Annotated in this window: 18 protein-coding genes; 8 read left to right on the forward strand and 10 right to left on the reverse strand. The window is 37.2% G+C overall.

Annotation, left to right across the window (positions count from 1 at the left end):
* Nucleotides 1–272 precede the first annotated feature (272 nt).
* The 4 genes from serC (at nt 273) to lysA (ending at nt 4,894) form a co-directional block, all read left to right on the forward strand.
* The gene (gene serC, locus ACP6L2_RS04535; RefSeq protein WP_440508113.1) at nt 273–1,340 is read left to right on the forward strand and encodes a 3-phosphoserine/phosphohydroxythreonine transaminase; all 1,068 of its coding nucleotides are present in this window, start codon (nt 273–275) and stop codon (nt 1,338–1,340) included.
* 8 nt (nt 1,341–1,348) lie between these two features.
* The gene (locus tag ACP6L2_RS04540; RefSeq protein ID WP_440508114.1) at nt 1,349–2,296 is read left to right on the forward strand and encodes a D-2-hydroxyacid dehydrogenase; all 948 of its coding nucleotides are present in this window, start codon (nt 1,349–1,351) and stop codon (nt 2,294–2,296) included.
* A gap of 114 nt (nt 2,297–2,410) precedes the next feature.
* Nucleotides 2,411–3,724 (forward strand): aspartate kinase, encoded by a 1,314-nt coding sequence (locus tag ACP6L2_RS04545; RefSeq protein ID WP_440508115.1) that lies wholly within the window; start codon nt 2,411–2,413, stop codon nt 3,722–3,724.
* 6 nt (nt 3,725–3,730) lie between these two features.
* Complete coding sequence (gene lysA, locus ACP6L2_RS04550; protein ID WP_440508116.1) at nt 3,731–4,894, forward strand: diaminopimelate decarboxylase; 1,164 nt, start codon at nt 3,731–3,733, stop codon at nt 4,892–4,894.
* 52 nt (nt 4,895–4,946) lie between these two features.
* Here the strand turns inward: lysA and ACP6L2_RS04555 are convergent, their stop codons facing one another.
* From ACP6L2_RS04555 to mazG, 6 genes are all read right to left on the reverse strand, one after another.
* Nucleotides 4,947–5,384, reverse strand: coding sequence for a carboxymuconolactone decarboxylase family protein (locus ACP6L2_RS04555; RefSeq protein WP_440508117.1), 438 nt, complete (start codon nt 5,382–5,384; stop codon nt 4,947–4,949).
* A gap of 117 nt (nt 5,385–5,501) precedes the next feature.
* Entirely contained in the window at nt 5,502–8,114 is a 2,613-nt protein-coding gene (gene clpB, locus ACP6L2_RS04560) for an ATP-dependent chaperone ClpB (RefSeq protein ID WP_440508118.1), read from the reverse strand.
* A 639-nt stretch (nt 8,115–8,753) separates the two neighbouring features.
* Entirely contained in the window at nt 8,754–9,527 is a 774-nt protein-coding gene (locus tag ACP6L2_RS04565; protein WP_440508119.1) for a sulfite exporter TauE/SafE family protein, read from the reverse strand.
* Nucleotides 9,517–10,185, reverse strand: coding sequence for an HAD family hydrolase (locus ACP6L2_RS04570; RefSeq protein WP_440508120.1), 669 nt, complete (start codon nt 10,183–10,185; stop codon nt 9,517–9,519). The genes ACP6L2_RS04565 and ACP6L2_RS04570 overlap by 11 nt, the downstream gene beginning before the upstream one ends.
* 52 nt (nt 10,186–10,237) lie before the next feature.
* The gene (locus ACP6L2_RS04575; protein ID WP_440508121.1) at nt 10,238–11,425 is read right to left on the reverse strand and encodes a serine hydrolase domain-containing protein; all 1,188 of its coding nucleotides are present in this window, start codon (nt 11,423–11,425) and stop codon (nt 10,238–10,240) included.
* A gap of 49 nt (nt 11,426–11,474) precedes the next feature.
* Complete coding sequence (gene mazG / locus ACP6L2_RS04580; protein WP_440508122.1) at nt 11,475–12,278, reverse strand: nucleoside triphosphate pyrophosphohydrolase; 804 nt, start codon at nt 12,276–12,278, stop codon at nt 11,475–11,477.
* An 85-nt stretch (nt 12,279–12,363) separates the two neighbouring features.
* Here mazG and ACP6L2_RS04585 point away from each other — a divergent pair, with 85 nt between their 5' ends.
* Nucleotides 12,364–12,669, forward strand: a complete 306-nt coding sequence (locus tag ACP6L2_RS04585; RefSeq protein WP_344674751.1) for a hypothetical protein — start codon at nt 12,364–12,366, stop codon at nt 12,667–12,669.
* A 218-nt stretch (nt 12,670–12,887) separates the two neighbouring features.
* On the forward strand, nt 12,888–13,829 hold the full coding sequence (locus ACP6L2_RS04590) for a hydrogen peroxide-inducible genes activator (protein WP_344674750.1): 942 nt from the start codon (nt 12,888–12,890) through the stop codon (nt 13,827–13,829).
* Nucleotides 13,830–13,843: 14 nt separating this feature from the next.
* Here ACP6L2_RS04590 and ACP6L2_RS04595 read toward each other — a convergent pair whose 3' ends face one another.
* From ACP6L2_RS04595 to ACP6L2_RS04610, 4 genes are all read right to left on the reverse strand, one after another.
* Complete coding sequence (locus ACP6L2_RS04595) at nt 13,844–14,434, reverse strand: riboflavin synthase (protein WP_440508123.1); 591 nt, start codon at nt 14,432–14,434, stop codon at nt 13,844–13,846.
* A 707-nt stretch (nt 14,435–15,141) separates the two neighbouring features.
* Nucleotides 15,142–16,347 carry a Na+/H+ antiporter NhaA gene (gene nhaA, locus ACP6L2_RS04600; protein WP_440508124.1) on the reverse strand — a complete coding sequence of 402 codons (1,206 nt, stop codon included), beginning with the start codon at nt 16,345–16,347 and terminating at the stop codon, nt 15,142–15,144.
* Nucleotides 16,348–16,524: 177 nt separating this feature from the next.
* A complete protein-coding gene (locus tag ACP6L2_RS04605; RefSeq protein WP_440508125.1) occupies nt 16,525–17,841 on the reverse strand; it encodes an ABC transporter permease in 1,317 nt (438 codons plus the stop codon).
* 19 nt (nt 17,842–17,860) lie between these two features.
* Nucleotides 17,861–18,772, reverse strand: coding sequence for an ABC transporter ATP-binding protein (locus ACP6L2_RS04610; protein ID WP_440508126.1), 912 nt, complete (start codon nt 18,770–18,772; stop codon nt 17,861–17,863).
* A gap of 89 nt (nt 18,773–18,861) precedes the next feature.
* Here ACP6L2_RS04610 and yihA point away from each other — a divergent pair, with 89 nt between their 5' ends.
* Nucleotides 18,862–19,473 (forward strand): ribosome biogenesis GTP-binding protein YihA/YsxC, encoded by a 612-nt coding sequence (yihA, locus tag ACP6L2_RS04615; protein ID WP_440508127.1) that lies wholly within the window; start codon nt 18,862–18,864, stop codon nt 19,471–19,473.
* A gap of 3 nt (nt 19,474–19,476) precedes the next feature.
* Nucleotides 19,477–20,325 carry a UbiA-like polyprenyltransferase gene (locus ACP6L2_RS04620; protein WP_440508128.1) on the forward strand — a complete coding sequence of 283 codons (849 nt, stop codon included), beginning with the start codon at nt 19,477–19,479 and terminating at the stop codon, nt 20,323–20,325.
* Nucleotides 20,326–20,380 lie beyond the last annotated feature (55 nt).

Consider the following 20,380-nt stretch of genomic DNA (forward strand, 5'->3'; position numbering starts at 1 on the left):
AATTTTATCGCATTAGGTACTATTAAAACCATTAAAAATATCCACAAGAAATCCAAATTGTTAGTAGAATTTTCTATATGAATAATGGGGTTTTTTATTTCAATTCTATGACAAAATGATAGAAAAGTATGATTTGTTTTAAAATATTTTAAACAAATGAGGAAATTACTTTAAAAATTTTTAAAAATATTTTACCTTTGGACTTTCTTAAGATAATGCTTGTTCACCACTCGCAATTATCTACCTCATTTTAAACAAATTAACAGTAAATAATGAAACATAATTTCGGTGCAGGACCTTGTATTTTGCCACAAGAAGTATTCCAAGAGGCTTCTCAGGCAGTGATTGATTTCAACAATACGGGTTTATCTATTTTAGAAATTTCGCACCGTTCCAAAGAGTTTGAAGAAGTAGTAAAGGAGACTGAGCAATTGGTAAGAGAATTATTGAATGTCCCTATGGGTTATTCTATTCTCTTCTTACAGGGCGGTGCTAGTCAACAATTTGCTATGGTTCCTTTGAACTTGCTTCCTGAAAACGGAAAAGCAGCATATTTGGATACGGGCGTATGGGCTACCAAAGCAGCCAAAGAAGCAAAAAAGATAGGACAAGTAGAGATTGTCGCATCTTCTAGCGATCAAAACTATTCTTATATCCCGAAGAATTATCAAATTCCTTCGGACGCTTCCTATTTTCACTATACTTCCAATAACACCATTTATGGTACAGAAGTATTTGAAAAACCTCAAACAGCAGTTCCTACTGTTGTAGATATGTCTTCGGATATTTTAAGCCGCAGCATTGATATCTCGCAGTATGATCTGATTTATGCCGGTGCACAGAAAAACATGGGACCTGCAGGAGTAACATTGGTAATTATCAAAGACGATTTGTTTCACAAATCCGGAAGAACACTTCCAAACATTTTTGACTATGAAGCACATGCTAAAGCTGGCTCCATGTACAATACACCTCCAGTATTTTCAATTTTCGTGTCCATGCTAAACCTTCGCTGGTTAAAAGCCAAAGGTGGAGTAGAGGCTATTGAACAAGAAAACATCATCAAAGCTCGTATTTTATACGATGAAATCGATCGTAATCCTTTCTTCAAAGGAACTGCAGCGGTAGAAGATCGCTCCAGAATGAACGTGACTTTTGTAATGGATACCCCAGAATTAGAGGCTGAATTTTTAGCATTAGCTAAAGAGCGTAATTTAGTAGGTATTAAAGGTCACCGTTCAGTAGGTGGATTTAGGGCATCTATTTACAATGCTTTAACCATTAGCTCCATCAATGCATTGGTTGATACCATGCGCGAATTTGAAGAAAATCACCAATAAGTACATTAATGAAAATTTTAGCAAACGATGGTATTGATCCCATCGGCAAAAAAATATTAGAGGATGCCGGCTTTGAAGTCGACACCAATCACATACCGCAAGAAGAACTAGCAGCTCGCTTGAACGAATACGATGCTGTTACTGTCCGTAGCGCAACAAAAATTAGACAAGCTCTAATCGACCTATGTCCAAATCTTAAAGTTATTGGTCGTGGTGGAGTTGGAATGGATAATATTGATGTAGATTACGCATTAAGCAAGGGTATAGCTGTTGTTAATACACCTGCTGCCTCATCTCACTCTGTAGCCGAATTGGTGTTTGCACACTTATTAAACGGCGTTCGATTCCTTTTTGATGCCAACCGTAAGATGCCAGTTGAGGGTTCTACCCAGTTTGGTGCTTTGAAAAAAGCTTATGCTGCTGGATCTGAACTTCAAGGAAAAACCTTAGGTGTTGTAGGCTTTGGTCGGATTGGAAGAGAAACAGCGAAAATCGCCTTAGGATTAGGAATGGATGTTATTTACTCCGATCTATTTGAAGGCCCTAAATCACTTACCCTAACGCTTTCAGGAGGTTTACAAGTAGAAGTTCCTGTTACACAAGGTGAAATTGAAGAGGTATTTGCTAAAGCTGATTTCATCTCATTACATGTGCCATTCACGGACAAACCGGTCATTGGAAAAGAAGAGTTTGCACTATTAAAAGACGGTGTAGGTCTAGTCAATGCTTCTCGTGGTGGGGTTATCGATGAGTTGGCATTAGTGGATGCATTAAACAGTGGAAAGGTTTCATTTGCAGGTCTGGACGTTTTTGATAGCGAACCGACACCGCGTGCTGAGATATTGAACCACCCGAAAATTTCCTTGACGCCACACATTGGTGCAGCAACCAATGAAGCGCAAGAAAGAATAGGTGAGGAGCTCGCTCAATTATTGATCGAGAACCTGAAGAAGTAGTTCTTCCGCATAAAATACTATGCGGCACAAAACCTTTTAAGGCATTTGTGCCGCTTTTTTTATGAAAACACTTATATTCACACCCGCAAAAAAATTAAGTTTTATAAAGTAGATATGAAAATTCTAAAATTCGGAGGAACATCCGTAGGAAGTGCTGAACGTATCAAAGGGCTAACTGACATTGTCAATCCAGAGGAACGTCAAATTGTGGTGCTCTCAGCTGTTGCTGGAACTACCAATGTACTAGTTGAAATCGGAAAAGCTTACCTAAATGGTAAGAAGGACGAGGCCAAACAGTTAATCATTGATCATAAGAATAAATACGAAGCCTTGATCAAGGAACTCTTCAGCACAGAGAACGGATATAAGCACGGCAAGGAATTAATTGATTATCACTTTAACCTCATTAGTTCACTTTCTAATGATCTTTTCACACCAATTGAAGAAAAAATCATTTTGGCTCAGGGAGAATTGATGTCCACTACTTTGTGGCATCTTTACTTACAAGAGAAAGGAATCCCTTCCGTATTATTACCGGCATTGGATTTCATGAAAATTGATGAGGATAATGAACCGTTGGTTCCATTTATCAAAGAAAAACTAGAAGCTATCTTAGCTGAACACCCAGACAATACTTTATTCATTACCCAAGGTTTTATCTGTAGAAATTTCTTCGGTGAAATTGACAATCTTCGTCGTGGTGGTTCAGATTATACCGCATCTTTAATCGGAGCAGCAATACAGGCAGATGAGGTTCAAATATGGACTGACATCGATGGCATGCACAACAACGATCCTCGAATCGTAAAAAACACGACACCAATTGCCAACTTGAGTTTTGATGAAGCAGCAGAGCTTGCATACTTTGGTGCCAAAATCCTTCACCCACAAAGTGTATTCCCAGCACAAAGATATAATGTGCCTGTTCGTCTCCTAAACACCATGGATCCAAAAGCTTATGGAACCTTGATTTCTAAAGATGGTGGACAAAAAGGTGCTATTCGTGCTGTTGCCGCAAAAGATGAAATTACTGCTATCCATATTCATTCTTCTCGTATGTTATTGGCATATGGTTTCCTACGTAAGGTTTTTGAGATCTTCGAAAGGTATAAAACACCGATTGATATGATCACTACATCAGAGGTTGCTGTTTCTTTAACCATTGATGACACTAAAAACCTTACTGACATTATTCGTGAGGTCGAAGATTTTGGATCTGTAAGTGTCGATCAAAATCAAACTATCATCTGTATTGTAGGTGATTTTGGAGCCAATATGCATGGCTATGCAGCACGTGTATTGGATGCTGTAAAACACTTACCATTACGAATGATCTCTTATGGTGGTTCGGATTACAATGTTTCCATACTATTGGATTCAAGTCACAAAACCGAAGCCTTAAGATCTTTACACAATAGATTATTTTAACCTGAAATGAATATACATCAAGTTGATCTAAACCGCTTGAAATCGCTTGAAACTCCATTGTATTATTACGACATGGAGCTTCTGGCTAATACCTTGGATGCCGCAAAAACTGCAGCTGATAAGTATGGATTTCATATACATTATGCTTTAAAAGCAAACTTTAATGATCGCATTTTGCAATTGATCCAATCCAAAGGATTTGGAGCAGACTGTGTAAGTGGCAATGAAGTACAAAAATCCCTGGATATGGGATTCCCAGCATCGCAAATCACTTTTGCTGGCGTGGGAAAGTCCGATAAAGAAATCATCCTGGCATTAAAGGAAAATATATTCGCCTTTAACGTAGAATCTATCCAAGAATTGCTGATCATCGATGAGTTAGCAGGGAAAGTTGGTGTTAAAGCCAATATATCTTTGCGCATCAATCCAAATGTGGATGCACATACGCACCATTACATTACTACTGGATTGGATGAGAATAAATTTGGAGTACCCAATTCAGAACTGGAAAATGCAGCAGCAGTCCTACGTTCTTGTGAAAACGTGAATTTATTAGGACTTCACTTCCATGTTGGCTCACAAATAACCGACATGAATGTATTTAAGAGTCTCTGTGTTAAGGTAAATGAATGGAAAAACTGGTTCGAGGAGCGCGGTACAACCATTAAAGTACTTAATGTAGGTGGTGGCTTAGGGGTAGATTATTACCAACCTGACACGAATCCAATGCCTGATTTCAATGCTTATTTTGAAGTATTTGATAAATTCTTAGAACGTAATCCAAATCAGGAAGTACATTTCGAACTAGGCCGTGCCTTAGTTGCACAGTCTGGAACTTTAGTGAGCCGTGTTCTATACACAAAGAGCGGGGTTAAAAAGAACTTTTTGATTCTAGATGCGGGTATGACAGAGTTAATGCGTCCAGCATTATACCAAGCTTATCACAAGATTGAAAAATTAGGCGACTCTTCTGATGCCCAGCAAATCAACTACGATGTTGTAGGGCCTATTTGTGAGAGTTCAGACTGCTTTGGCAAGGAAGTGGAGCTTCCATACGCCGAAAGGGGAGATCTTATCGCCTTGCGCACCGCAGGGGCCTATGGCGAAGTGATGGCATCGCGCTATAACTTACGTGATGAAATCAGATACCTTTTCTCCAATGAAATTTAAAATAAATGAATAACTAAAAAATGCTGCTAATCATTAGCAGCATTTTTTTGTTTTAAGCAGGTTGCGTCAATGAACTTATCGCAATACGATTCCAAACATTGATTGTCGCAATAGCCAAAATTATATTGGCAATGTAAGCCTCATCAAATACTTCCTTAGCTTTCTTAAAAGTTTCATCAGTCAATCCTGAATGAGAAATATGCGTTATCTCTTCTGTCATAGCCAACAGAACACGCTCTTCCTCGCTATACAGACTTGTTTCGCGCCAAGCATCCAATAAAAAAATACGTTGTGCCGTTTCACCCATTGCTAAGGCATCTTTTGTATGCATATTAATGCAAAATGCACATCCGTTGATTTGTGAAGCTCTGATTTTGATTAATTCAATATGTTTCTTGTCTAAACCACATTGGTGTAAATAGTTTTCCATAGCTATTACGGCTTTATAGCCCTGAGGAGCCAAAGCGGAAATATTCATTCTTGCTTCCATGATATATGTTTCTAAAATTATCTTGAAAATTAGGCATTTTTATATAATCCTATTGTTAAAAATGAAAAGGCTGTTCCATGATATGAAACAGCCTTTCTATTAAAAATAAGCAGGAACTTAATTATTCTCTTGATCTTTGTTTTTGTTCAGGAATACAAATTGTCCATCGAAGGTATCCAATTCAATCACCGAATCTCTGGAAACTTTACCAGACAAAATCTCTTTTGACAGCTCGTTTAGGATTCGTTTTTGAATAACACGTTTCAAAGGTCTTGCTCCATAAACTGGATCGTATCCCAATTGTGCTAACCAGTCTAATGCTTCATCTGTAGCCGTTATAAAGATATTCTGCTCGGCTAATTGATGCTGAACTCTTGAAAACTGCATCCTCACGATATCACCAATTTCATCTCTTGAAAGTGGAGTAAACATGATGATTTCATCAATACGGTTTAAGAACTCTGGACGAATGGATTTCTGTAATAGATCCAATACCTCATCCTTGGTTTTAGCCACAATCTCATCGCGATTACCTTCCAATAATTTCGAGAAATTCTCTTGGATAATATGCGATCCTGTATTAGAGGTCATGATAATGATGGTGTTTTTAAAATTCACCACACGACCTTTATTATCAGTTAAGTGACCATCATCCAATACTTGCAACAGGATATTGAATACATCCGGATGTGCTTTTTCGATCTCATCCAGTAATACTACCGAGTAAGGTCTACGACGAACGGCTTCAGTTAATTGACCGCCTTCATCATAACCAACATATCCTGGAGGCGCACCGATTAAGCGTGATACCGCATGGCGTTCTTGATATTCAGACATATCGATACGCACTAATGCTTGCTCATCATCAAATAAGAATTCTGCTAATGCTTTAGCTAATTCTGTTTTACCAACCCCAGTTGTTCCTAAGAAAATGAAGGATCCTATTGGACGTTTTGCATCGCTTAATCCAGCTCTTGAACGTCGGATAGCATCTGCAATGGCTTCAATAGCCTCTTCTTGTCCAGCAACACGCTTATGCAACTCTTCTTCCAGGTTCAACAACTTCTCTCTTTCCGATTGGATCATCTTGTTTACAGGTATACCTGTCCAACGCGAAACCACATCAGCAATATCTTCTGAAGTTACTTCTTCCTTCAACATTCTGCTGCTACCTTGTTTCTCAGCAAGCTCTTTCTTTAAATGCTCCACATGATCCTGTGCTTCTTTGATCTTACCGTAACGTAATTCCGCTACTTTACCATAATCACCAGCACGCTCCGCTTGTTCAGCTTCTAACTTATAATCCTCAATGTTTTGCGCCTCTTGGTTGACTTGATCCACCAAAGTCTTTTCTGACTGCCAGGACGCTTTTAAGGAGTCGCGCTCGGAAGCTAGATTAGCAATACTCTCCGAAAGCTCAGCTACTTTTTTGTCATCATTCTCACGCTTAATAGCTTCTCTTTCGATTTCTAACTGCATAATTCGACGATCTAACTCATCAACAGCCTCAGGAACGGAGTCCATCTCTAAACGTAATTTAGATGCAGCCTCATCCACCAAGTCAATAGCCTTATCTGGTAAGAAACGATCGGTGATATAGCGTTGCGATAATTCAACTGCTGATATAATCGCCTCATCCAAAATTCTAACCTTATGGTGTGTTTCATAACGTTCTTTCAATCCACGTAGGATGGAAATCGCATCTTGCGTATCCGGTTCATCAACCATTACTTTTTGGAAACGACGTTCTAAAGCTTTATCCTTTTCAAAATATTTCTGGTACTCATTGAGTGTAGTTGCACCGATAGCACGTAGTTCACCTCTTGCCAAGGCCGGTTTTAAGATGTTTGCAGCATCCATTGCACCCTCACCACCGCCAGCACCTACCAAGGTATGAATCTCGTCAATGAAAAGAATAATCTCACCATCGCTGTCCGATACCTCTTTTACTACTGCTTTTAGACGCTCTTCAAATTCACCTTTATATTTCGCGCCAGCAATCAAAGCTCCCATATCCAAGGAGAATACTGTTTTGGTCTTCAAATTCTCAGGCGCATCACCCTTGATAATACGATGTGCAATACCTTCAGCAATGGCTGTTTTACCAACCCCAGGCTCACCAACCAAAATCGGGTTATTCTTAGTTCTACGTGATAGAATCTGCATAACACGACGAATCTCTTCATCACGCCCAATCACAGGATCAAGCTTTCCAGATTCAGCAAATTCATTCAAATTACGCGCATACTTGCCTAAAGCATTATAGGTTGCCTCGGCATTCTGATCGGTTACTCGTGTATTACCACGTAATTCCTTGATGGCTAATTTTAAATCCTTCTCATTTACGCCTTGATCTTTTAATAAAGCAGAAGTTTTATCGTTTGCGGATAGTAAGGCCAATAAAATATGTTCAATGGATACAAATTCATCATTGAACTCTTTAAGGTAGCTCTGTGCTTTTTGTAAAACAGCTGTGCTGGAATTACTCAAATAGACATTAGATCCACTTACCTTAGGTAAGGCTTCAATCTGCTTATCTACCTCAGCATTCACATAGTTCAAATTGACATTCAGTTTCTTCAGCAAATGAGAAACGACGTTCTCATCTACCGTTAATAGCGCTTTCAAGATATGAACCGGTTCAATCGCTTGTTGCTGATTGCCCACGGCTATTTCTGAAGCTTTTTGTATGGCCTCTTGGGCCTTAATTGTATAGTTGTTAAAATTCATATATAGTCAGTATTTTTTATTTCTAATTTAATTGTATTAACAATTTAACAAAAGGGATGCCTTTAGGTTTTTATAAAGTAAAAATGCCATAAAGGCAGTGAAAACCAATAAGATACTGTCATTTTAACAGTATTGATTCTCAATATATTCTAAATAAAAAATAGGACAAGAAAAAATGACAGTTAGCTCTTGAAAATAGGCGGGACAGTCAATATTTAGCCGTGCAAGAAATCTAGGAGGTCTTAAAAACTAATAAGATTGTTATCAAGATTAGAATTGCTTGGATATGAAAAGGGGTTAAGCTATAGTTTACTAGGGGTTAGCTTCGTGAACCCTAAGGAATTTCTAGGGATCTGACAAGGATCTCCTTCGGATCTCGTTCGGTCGGAACCGAACGAGATCCGAAGGAGATCCGAACAAGTTCCGAAGGAGATCCGTTAGAGTCTCGAATCCAACCCTAAGCCAACCCTAAGCAAACCCTAATCAAACTCTAAGGAAACAGGGTAGAAGTATGGTGGAAAGACAAAGAAATATTATCTAAAACAATCTCAATTCTATTGGTTAAAAAGAGTCGTCCTAAACCAAAAACAAAAACAGTTAAAGAGAATAAAATCAATTGAAAATCTAAAAGCGAGATATTTAACCTATCATCAGCATACAAGCTGATATTATAACCAAGGATAGAATTATGATTTTAAATTCCTTTTCGGGAAGAACTTTAACGAGTTTTATCCCTAAAAATCCACCTAACAGAATAAATGGGATCGCCATGATATTTAATGCCAATCCTTCCAAAGTCAAATTTTTCCAGACAAATAATTGAAGGGGTATTTTGGAGAAATTAAGAATCATGATAAACCATGCGCCAGTAGCCACTAAACTTATTTTATCTAATTTTTTAGTCAGTAAATAAATGGTTAGAGCTGGTCCAGCGGCATTACCTATCATGGTAGAAAACCCAACTAATAGACCAAAGAAAGGTGCATACCACCAATGCTTGGTAAAATCCTGGATACCATTTTCCTTTTTAGATTTATTGATTCCCCAGAGCATTAGTAATACAGAGATAAGAATACAGAAACCCATTAAGAATTTAAATGCCTTATCATCTATAAATTCACCTACGAAAAGACCAATTATTAATCCAAAAAATGCAAAGGGTAACATTGACCTAACTTCTTTCCAAATAAACTTTTTGCGATAATAGATTACGGCAATGAGGTCAGCAAAGCATAGAAGTATTAACACAATACCTGTGGAATATTTTGCGCCAAATAAAAATGCAAAAATAGGAACCGCAAAAGTCCCCACATTTTGAACTCCAGTTTTAGATATACCAATCAGCATGGCGCAGAAAAAGTACAGCAGCCATGCTTGAGGACTGGGTAATAATGCTATAGCATCAGACCACATGTTGAGCCATAAAATCCAATAAATCTTGGGCTTTTATATTCTTGTAATCTTCTACATAGCGAATACAAGGAGGTAATTCGTCTTTGGTATTTGTACTTAGAACTCCAACAACATGCATTTGAGCATTTAAGCCTGCTGTTACTCCGGAGAAAGAATCCTCAAACACAAAGCATCTTGAAGGATCTACAGCCAGATTATTGGCAGATTTCAAGTAAACTTCAGGGTGTGGTTTATGCAAGCTGACATTTTCGCTTCCAAGGGTAGATTTAAAATATTTACGGATATCTAAAGTATCCAAAATCAAGTCCATATTGGCTAAAGGAGCAGAGGTGGCAACCCCTAATTGCAATCCATTTTCATGAAGATCCGCTAGAAATTCCGGTAAATAGGGAAGAGGCTTCACTTCCGGTTGATAGATCTCACGAAATAAGCCTTCCTTTTCATTCTCTAATGTCAACAATTCATCTCCATGGATCTTCCTTTTGAAGAAATGAGAAAAAATATGGCTGTTATGTTTACCGTTTATATGTTGGATATAATCTGCATCCGAATACGCAATCTGGTGACGGTCAAAGAAAACTTCAAAGGCTTTAGCATGATAAGGATTGGTATGAGCAATAACTCCATCCATATCGAAAATTACGGCGATATCTTGCATAGCCGCAAAGTTAATCAAAATTAGCGAAGGATGTTTTCCTATATTGTCCGTATTAAGGATTCTTAGATGAATCCTTAATACGATCTCCAAGCATCAAATAAGCTTGATGAATGAAGTTGTAAAATGCTGATTTCGGATCTGTTTTATTAATTCCATCCATACTATGGCCTAATCGAACCACAATTAAATCGTCTTGAGGAACCACAATAACAAATTGACCTAAGTGACCATCCATGTAGAAGTATGGTTTATCCTGGTATCTACCCATCCACCAACCGTAGCCATATTCTGGAGAATCGGCAAATCGATTCGTGATGGAATGCTGTATGTAGGCAGAATCTAATATGGATTGACCATTCCATTTCCCATGCTGAAGGTATAATTTACCAAATCGGGCAAAGTCCTTAGCATTACTGGCCATACAACAGTAAGCTTTTTCTATTCCGTTTTTTTCGCTATCCACCTGCCATAAAGCATCGTGTTCTGCGCCCATAGGCTTCCAAAAATATTCGGACAATAATTCAGAAAGTGATTTTTTAGTCGCACGTTGCAAAGCTATACCCAGCAATTGCGTATCACCACTTTGGTATTTGAATGTCTGTCCGGGCAATTGATCAATAGGCATAGCCTCTAAAGCTCCTACAATATTTTTATCAAAATACAGACGTGTTGTTATGGAAAAAGGATCATAGTATTTCTCTTCCCATTTCATGCCAGAGCTCATGGATACAAGATCTACCAATCGCAATGAATCAGCATAAGGACCAGTAATTTCAGGGACTAATTCTTTTACTTTTTGATCAATTCCTTTTACTTGACCAGTTTCTATTGCTTTCCCTAATAGGGCTGCTACCATACTCTTTGCCATAGAGAAAGAATTGGACTTGGAAGAATCGGAATAACCACCATAATATTCTTCAAACCAAACGCTGTCCTTGTGAATGATAACATAAGCAACTGAACCTAGACGTTTATGAATTCTGCTCAAGGAATCGGTGATTGGAACCGAGTTATAGTCCTGTGCTTTTGCCCAAGCTTGTCCTTCTCCATGTTTTACCACATGGTTATCAAAATAATGATAATCATCTAAATAGGCGGTAGTATGGCCTTTCATGTAAATCACATAAACCCCTTTGAGGATGTAGTCTACTCCAAAAGCATATAAGGAAATAACAAGTAAGAGCAGTAAAGAACCAATAATGATTCCTAACCATTTGAAAAATTTAAGCAGGATCTTCATAAATAAGGATTAGCAATTCTAAATTAAGAAAATCTCTTGAAGATTTCATTTATTTAATCTTCTTTGCTTCATTCCAATATACATCCATTTCTGCTAAGCTCATATCTTGCAAATTTTGTCCTGCTTCTTTTGCTTTATGTTCCAAATAGGTGAAACGATGGATGAATTTCTTATTGGTTTTCTCTAGTGCATTTTCCGGATTGATACCGATATGACGCGCATAATTAATTAGCGAAAACAGCAGATCACCAAATTCTGCTTCGGCTTTTTCTTGATCGATTTCGCCAGATTCAATATTATATTCAGCTTTGAACTCGGACATTTCCTCTTCGACCTTTGCCCATACCTGTGTTTTATCATCCCAATCGAAGCCTACACCACGCACCTTATCTTGAATTCGGAAAGCCTTTACGAGTGCAGGAAGACTTTTGGGAACACCTGCCAATACCGATTTATTACCTTCTTTTAGTTTAATACTTTCCCAATTCTGCTTTACTTCCTCATCATCCTTCACCTCAACATCCGAATAAATATGAGGGTGTCTAGAAATCAATTTATCACAGATAGCATTCAGGACATCAATGATATTAAACAATTGTTTTTCTTCAGCTATTCGGGCATAGAAAACCAAATGCATTAGAATATCACCCAGTTCTTTTTTAATTTCTTGATGGTCTTCTTCCAGAATGGCATCCGCCAATTCATACATCTCCTCAATAGTTAGGTGACGAAGGGACTCCATCGTCTGTTTCTTATCCCAAGGACATTCTACACGAAGGGTGTACAATACTTCTAGTAATCTTTCGAATGCTTCTGAGGCAGTAAATTTCGGTTCTGGAGGAGTGATAGCCATATAGTAAGATGATATTTAGTCTGTAAAAATTTGCTTTATAAAACAATAGCCAAAGTTACTTGTTTTAATAGAAAAGCGTAACGATATGGAAACTAAAAATAAATATGAATCAGCTGACATTGCCTTAGAAAATCTGAAAGCCCTAGGTTATACCGAAGACTATAATATTAAATTCGATCATCTAGTAAGTGACGCGTCTGATTATACCATAGACTATTTATACCGATACGAAGGTATGAGTAATCCGGATGATGAGTCTTCAGTTTATGGCATACGAAACACCAAAACAGGTGAAAAAGGTGTTTTTGTTTCCGGAAATTTATCCTTCTTAGAAGGGAAAAAACGAGATATCATTCTTGAGTTGGAAATTAGACACCGAAAAGAACACTAGCGATTGATAGTATAGTAAGATGAGAGGGCTGAGCCATTGAATGGTTCAGCCCTTTTATTTATTAAAATCCATATAACTAAATTTAAGTATACGCACTGACCGTCAGGCTTTTTACGCTGATAGCATTGTAATATTCATGTAGAATTATTGAATTTTAAAAAGTAAATGTAGCGTTAGCGAGTATGTCCTCGTATTTTTGTATAGTTAAAATTGATATAATGACACTTGTACAATTAGAATATATTATAGCCGTTGATACTTACCGAAGCTTTGTAGCCGCTGCAGAAAAATGTTATGTAACGCAGCCTACATTAAGTATGCAGATCCAGAAATTGGAAGAGTCATTAGGTGTAAAAATATTTGATCGTAGTCGTCAACCGGTTGTACCGACAGAAATAGGCGAGAAGGTAATCGATCAAGCAAGAACAGTATTGACCGAGAGCAAGAAAATAAATGAATTGCTGCAAGCGGAGAAAGGGGAGTTAACTGGCGATCTTAGAATTGGAGTAATCCCTACTGTAGCACCATATTTGTTGCCCAATGTGATTTCTACCTTTTTAAAGAAACACGATAAGCTAAAACTTCAAATCTGGGAATACACCACGGAACAGATTATTCAGGAATTGAAATTAGGAACATTGGATTGTGGTATTCTTTCCACACCATTACATGATTCTTCGATTCAAGAAATCCCATTATTCTACGAGACATTTGTAGCTTATGTTTCTGAGAACAGCTCATTATTTCATAAGAAGATGTTGAGTTCTGAGGAAATCGCTGATGAGAAGCTTTGGTTATTAAACGAAGGGCATTGTATGCGTGGACAGGTATTAAATATCTGTAACTACAAACACAACCAGGCCAAAGAAGGAACCTTTGATTATAACACGGGTAGTGTCGAGACATTGAAGCGTATGGTTGATTTAAATGGAGGATTAACCATTTTACCAGAGTTAAGTATTAGCACTTATGATGAAGATCAGATCGCACATGTTCGCTACTTCAAAGCTCCAGAACCTGTACGTGAGATTAGCTTAGTGACTCCACAAAACTACGTTAAAAAGCAAGCAATAAACTTATTGAAAAATGAAATCCTTCAAATCGTACCTGAGCGTTTTAAAACAAAGCGCAAGAAGGAGGTTATGGGATTCGCTTTATAAATGATTAATGGCACTTATTTTCTAAGTGCCATTAATTTACTTACGTATTTTCCTACAATATCAAATTCTAAATTTACTGTTGACCCAACTTCAACTGATTTCAAGTTGGTATGTTCAAGCGTGTAAGGGATAATAGCTACAGAAAACTGACTTTCACCCGAGTTGACAACAGTAAGGCTAATGCCATTGACAGTAATAGATCCTTTTTCAACTGTAATATTTTGTAGGCTAGGATCGTACTCAAAAGTAAAGACCGTACTTCCATCCTGAGGTTCTACAGCAACACAGATAGCTGTCTGATCTACATGTCCTTGAACAATATGTCCGTCTAATCGACCACCCACTTGAGTGCAACGTTCAAGATTGACAACATCATCAACCTTCAATAGATCTAAGGAACTCTTATCTAATGTTTCTTTAATGGCAGTAACCTGATGTATTTGCCCTTCAATCCCAACAACAGTTAAACATACCCCGTTGTGGGAGATACTTTGATCAATCTTTAGTTCATGACTAATTGGTGATTCGATGAAAAAATGCAAATTGGATTGTTCAGCTTCTATTTTTCTTACTGTTCCTAAAGTCTCTATAATTCCTGTAAACATACGTGCTATTATTTATACAAAGTTAACAATATCTTTTTGCGCCTAAATCATGCCACGAGTTTAAAATAGCTAAGTAAAAGTAAAAATAATACCTAAAAATAATTGTAACACTGTTTAACCATCTTTTTAGGGTTAAAAAGGGCATTTTTAGAAAAAAAGTAAAATATATTTGGAAAAGTGTAAATTGTACACTATCTTTGTGTCATCATAATTTAGGTTTATAATTGGTTATTAAAGGTTTTCATTCTCCCCGTTTGAAAACCTTTTTTTTATTTTTAATTTCCTCATTTCCAGAAAGTTAAAATTTTTAGACAAGACTACACTAGTTAATTACATAAAAACATTTGGTATTATCGATATAAATTATCTACCTTTGTCATAGGTTTAGGTTGATTACCTCATAAGAGGTTATTTTTTAAAGCTTGAGCGATCGCCCGATTGTCTCAAGCTTTATCTTTTTAAGGCCATTTTATCTGAAAAACTCCCGAAATTTTGTAGCTGTTATTTTACCCAAACGATAGTTTAGAATGATTTTAGCGTTTTTATACTAAAAATGGGATTTTGCAATGAAACTAATTCTAAAGAAAATTACCGCACATCATCCAATTCATTCCCAGACCCTTATTCGCGCGCACTCGTATTTCAGAAATAAAAAAGCATCAAAGGGAATTTTGATGCTTTTCTTGTATAAATAAGTTAGATGGCAACTAATTTTCTGATTCGTCTTCCATTTCAGACTGTAGTTGATATTTTTTACTGATCGTAGAGAGCCAAAGATATCCTATGAATCCAGAAGATAGGGATCCGATTAATATGGCAAACTTAGCCTCTTCAATAAATAGAGGGTCTTTAAAGGATAGCATGGAGATAAAAATGGACATGGTAAATCCAATACCGCCTAACATCCCTACGCCAACCATTTGATTCCAACTGGCTTTCTCAGGAAGGTTCGCAATGCGAAGTTTAACACATATCCAGGAGGTGATAAATATCCCGAATGTTTTTCCAAAAAAAAGCCCCAGTATAATACCTAAGCCTAATGGGGTTGACAAGCCTAAAACCATTTCGTGATGAATGGTAATATTGGTGTTCACTAATGCAAATAGTGGGATAATCAGAAAGTTTACCGGATTAGCCAATAGATGCTCTAATTTCTCTAATGGTGATTCTTTATCATCTACCGTTGTTGGCAATGTCATCGCCACTAAAACCCCGGCAATAGTAGCGTGTATGCCCGAGTGATGAATGAAATACCAGATAAACACCCCTGGAATCAAGTAAGCAAATAGATTCTTAACACCAAAATAATTAAAGGCTACTAGCAGGGCTAATATAGCAGCTGCATACATTAAGTAGTTGTAATGAAGATCCGTCGAATAGAATATAGCAATGACCAGGATTGCCAATAAATCATCCACAATTGCTAGAGCTGCCAAAAATATCTTTAGACTAACTGGAACTTTATTTCCCAATAACGTCATAATAGCCAAAGCGAAGGCTATATCAGTGGCCATAGGAATTCCCCAACCGTGTTCTGTTGGCAAGCCCTTATTTAAAAAGGTATAAATTAATGCAGGTACTATTGCTCCACCAATAGCTGCTATAATAGGCAAAGCAGCTTTTTTAGGGGAGGAAAGTTCTCCTTCTACCAGTTCACGTTTGATTTCTAGACCTACCAATAAAAAGAAAATGGCCATTAAGCCATCATCTACCCATTGCTTGAAGGAATATTTCAATTGAATGGTTTCATTTTCAAATCCAAGCGGAGTAGCCAATAAATTACTGAAAGCATTAGCCAAAGGCGTATTCGCAATGATAATAGATATTAATACACAGATGATAAGAAGGATACCTCCAGAAGTATTCGAGGACAGAAACTTCTTAAAAACTGTCAAATTTATGAGTTTTGCCATGAGAGCAGTTAGTCTTAATTAAGATGATTTGCAATGATTTGAAGCGGTAAAGGTAGAAAAAAGATTGCAGTAATGGGATTTGTAAGGCGATTTATACAATTAATACCATCTAAAGAAAAAACCCTGACAGCAATGAATAAATCGCTGTCAGGGTTATATATCGTTTAGCTTTTGATATTAATCTTTATAGCCGAACCACTTGATCAATTCTCTTAAACTTGCTTTTTTACCATACATTAGAATTCCAACACGATAAATTCTTGCAGCTACCCAAGTGGTAAAAACAAATCCTGCAACCAAAAGGCCAAAGGATAGAGCAATTTGCCATACTGGAACACCAAAAGGCACACGCACAAGCATGGCAATAGGAGAGGTAAGTGGGATAAAACTCAACCATGTGGCTATTGAACCATGCGGATCATTCACTAGGACCCCAAAAGAAAGCACGTAAGCCAATAACAGCGGGGCAGTAATAGGCATGGTAAACTGATTGGCTTCCGTTTCGTTATCGACAGCTGAGCCAACAGCTGCAAACAAGGCGCTATAAAGCATATAGCCTCCTAAAAAGAACAAAAAGAAACAAGTCAATAATTCCGGGAAATTCACAGAATCCATGGCAGTTCCTAAGCTCGCCATCATAGACATATCCGATTGGTTCTCTGAAGTCTGTACCGAATTTTGTTCAGCAACCTGATTAGCAAACTCTTCTTTATTGATCAAAGTCGATGTCGCAATGCTTATTAATCCGAAGCTTAAAATAATCCAAAGTAGAAATTGGGTAATACCAACCAATCCAATACCGATTATTTTACCCATCATCAATTGAAAAGGCTTCACCGAAGAAATGATAACCTCTACAATACGACTAGATTTCTCTTCAATGATACCACGCATAACTTGAGCACCGTAAAGAAACAAGGATAGGTAAATTAAGACAGATAAAGCCATTGCTATCCCCATAGAAATACGGGTGTCGCTATCTTTGGCTTCTCCAGAATCGGTTATCTCTTTGGCAGCAATACGAACTTTACTATCAATATTTCTAATCTTATCGGGATCAATATTTAGTTTTTCATATTGATAATTCAGCATTACTGCTTCTAATTGGGTTTCAATCTCCGATTGCGTATTGATATTTGGCTTTCCGCTAGATAGGAATTCTATTTTCTTTGATTCATAGAAATCCTTTGGGATCAACAATAAACTGGTATTGTCCTCGGCATCTTTAATCGTTTTCAATGCCTGGTCCAATTCCTCTGTGGAATGCGTAAAGCTTATGTTTTTGTTGTTTTTTAGGAGTTTACCAACTTCGTTGGTATCATCCAAAACATATACCAAGGCATTGTTGTCTTCAAAACTCTTTTTGGTCAAGTAAAATGCTCCAACGTAAATACCAATAAAGAATAATGGAACGAGAAAGGTGGTCAATAAAAAGGATTTCTTTTTTACTCGACTTAAATATTCTCTTTGTATGATGAGTATGATCTTATTCATTTTAAACTATTTAGGATAATTAACGGATTGAAGTAACTTGTTTAATAAAGATCTCATTCATGGAAGGAATAATTTCGAATATCTGATGTATATCGATCTGTGGAAGTAACTGATATAAAACATCATTTAAGGATTTTCCTTCACGCAGTCTTATCGTCATACTATTTTCTTCTCCGTCTTTTTGTTCAAGAAGTTCCCAAATATCAGATTGATGTACCAGGTTAAGTTGATCTGGCTTGAGTTGGTAAGCTATCTTATACGTTTGGTTCTTGTATTGATTTTTTATGTCTCTTACTGAACCTTCTAAAATCAATTTTGATTTATTTATCAATGCAATGTTGTCACAGAGCATCTCCACCGATTCCATTCTATGGGTAGAGTAAATAATGGTAGCACCTTTTTTATTAAGCTCTAGGATTTCATCTTGGATTAATTGGGCATTTACCGGGTCAAAGCCAGAGAAAGGCTCATCGAGAATAATCAAATCAGGTTCATGTAAAACAGTGACAACAAATTGAACCTTTTGTTGCATGCCTTTACTTAAGTCTTCGACCTTTTTGTCCCACCAAGATTCAATATTCAATTTTTCGAACCAATATTTGATACGTGTTTTTGCTTCTGACTTGGATAGACCTTTTAATTGCGCTAAATAGATCATTTGATCCCCAATGAGCATCTTTTTATATAAACCACGTTCCTCTGGGAGGTATCCAATACGTTCAATATGTTTTGGAGATAGCGGTTCACCATCAAAATAAATTTCTCCGGCATCTGGCGCGGTTATTTGATTGATGATTCTGATTAGCGATGTTTTACCGGCTCCATTAGGACCTAAGAGACCAAAAATCTTGCCTTTAGGCACTAAAAAGGACACATCATCAAGGGCTTTATGATCTGCGTATTGCTTTACAATATGTCGTATATCTAGCATAATAGGGTTTTAATAAGCATGAAAGTAAATATTTTTTTCAAATTCCCGTTCAGAAATGAAGTTAATGTGAATAATACTACCTTTGTGCTATGATCATCAAACAAGCTGATTTTGTCAGTAGCAATACAGAAGTCAACAAATTACCTGCAGCAGATAAGCCTGAATATGCATTTATTGGCCGTTCCAATGTAGGTAAGTCTTCTTTAATTAATGCCATGACTGGGAGAAAGTATTTAGCTAAAACTTCTCAGAAACCAGGAAAAACACAATTAATTAATCATTTCATCATTAATAACACTTGGTATCTGGTGGATTTACCAGGCTATGGTTTTGCACAGGTATCCAAGAAGAGTCGTGCTGAATGGGAGAAATTCATTCGTCAATACCTTAGACAACGCGAAAACCTGCAATGTGTCTTTGTGTTAATTGATAGCCGTCATGAGCCACAAAAGATAGATTTGGAATTCTGTTGTTGGTTAGGGCAGGAGGGAATCCCATTTATGTTGATTTTCACAAAGGCTGATAAACAGTCTGGTGTAAAGTCTGACCAAAATGTAGCGAAGTTCCGTCGTGCATTGAAGAAATGGTTCGAAGAGATTCCGCCGAACTTTTTAACCTCTGCGGAAACACGACTAGGCTGTGATAAGATTTTGGCAAGTATTGATGAAATCAATCAGAACTTTCAATCTCCGGTAGAATAATCTATGAAAAAGTACATGTCGCTCGTGCTATTTGCACACAGCATCTTTGCTTTACCATTTGCTATTATCGGATTTTTCTTGGCTATTCATACAACGAATTATGGCTTTGAATGGAAGTTATTCCTTTTGATGCTTCTATGTATGGTCACAGCAAGAAATGCTGCCATGGCCTTTAATAGATACCTTGATCGCGATATTGACGCCCTTAATCCACGAACTGCTGTTCGGGATATCCCAGCTGGCCGTATTGCTCCAAAACAAGCCTTGACATTTACCATTATCAATTGCTTGGTATTTATGCTTGCTTGTTATTTTATCAATCCAATGTGTTTGATGCTGTCTCCGGTGGCTTTATTTGTGATCCTGTTCTATTCCTATATGAAAAGGATTTCTCCATTATGTCACATTGTATTGGGCATAGGCTTAGGGTTGGCACCTGTAGGTGCTTATTTAGCTGTAACAGGTCATTTTCACATTGTACCTATATTTTATGGCTTAGCCGTATTGACTTGGGTGAGTGGTTTTGATATTATTTATGCACTTCAGGATGAAGAATTTGATAAGGAGCATGGATTAAATTCCATTCCGGCGAATTTTGGAGGAAAAACAGCATTAAGGATTTCCGAAGTGCTGCATATATTCTCCTTTATATTTGTATTGTTGCCGATTTGGTTTATGCCAACAGGCATCTTTTATTATATAGGAGTAGCAATTTATGGTATAATGTTGATCTATCAACATCGAATTGTGAGTCCAACAGATTTAAGTCGTGTAGATCGAGCATTTATGACGGCTAATGGTATTGCTTCAGTGGTATTTGCCGTATTTTATTTGTTGGATATCCTGTTCTAATGCTATATGATTTTGCTCACTTTTTTAGAAGTAGGGGTAAAAATTAATTTGCATT

The sequence above is a fragment of the Sphingobacterium lactis genome (assembly GCF_051951495.1).
GTDB lineage: Bacteria > Bacteroidota > Bacteroidia > Sphingobacteriales > Sphingobacteriaceae > Sphingobacterium > Sphingobacterium lactis_A.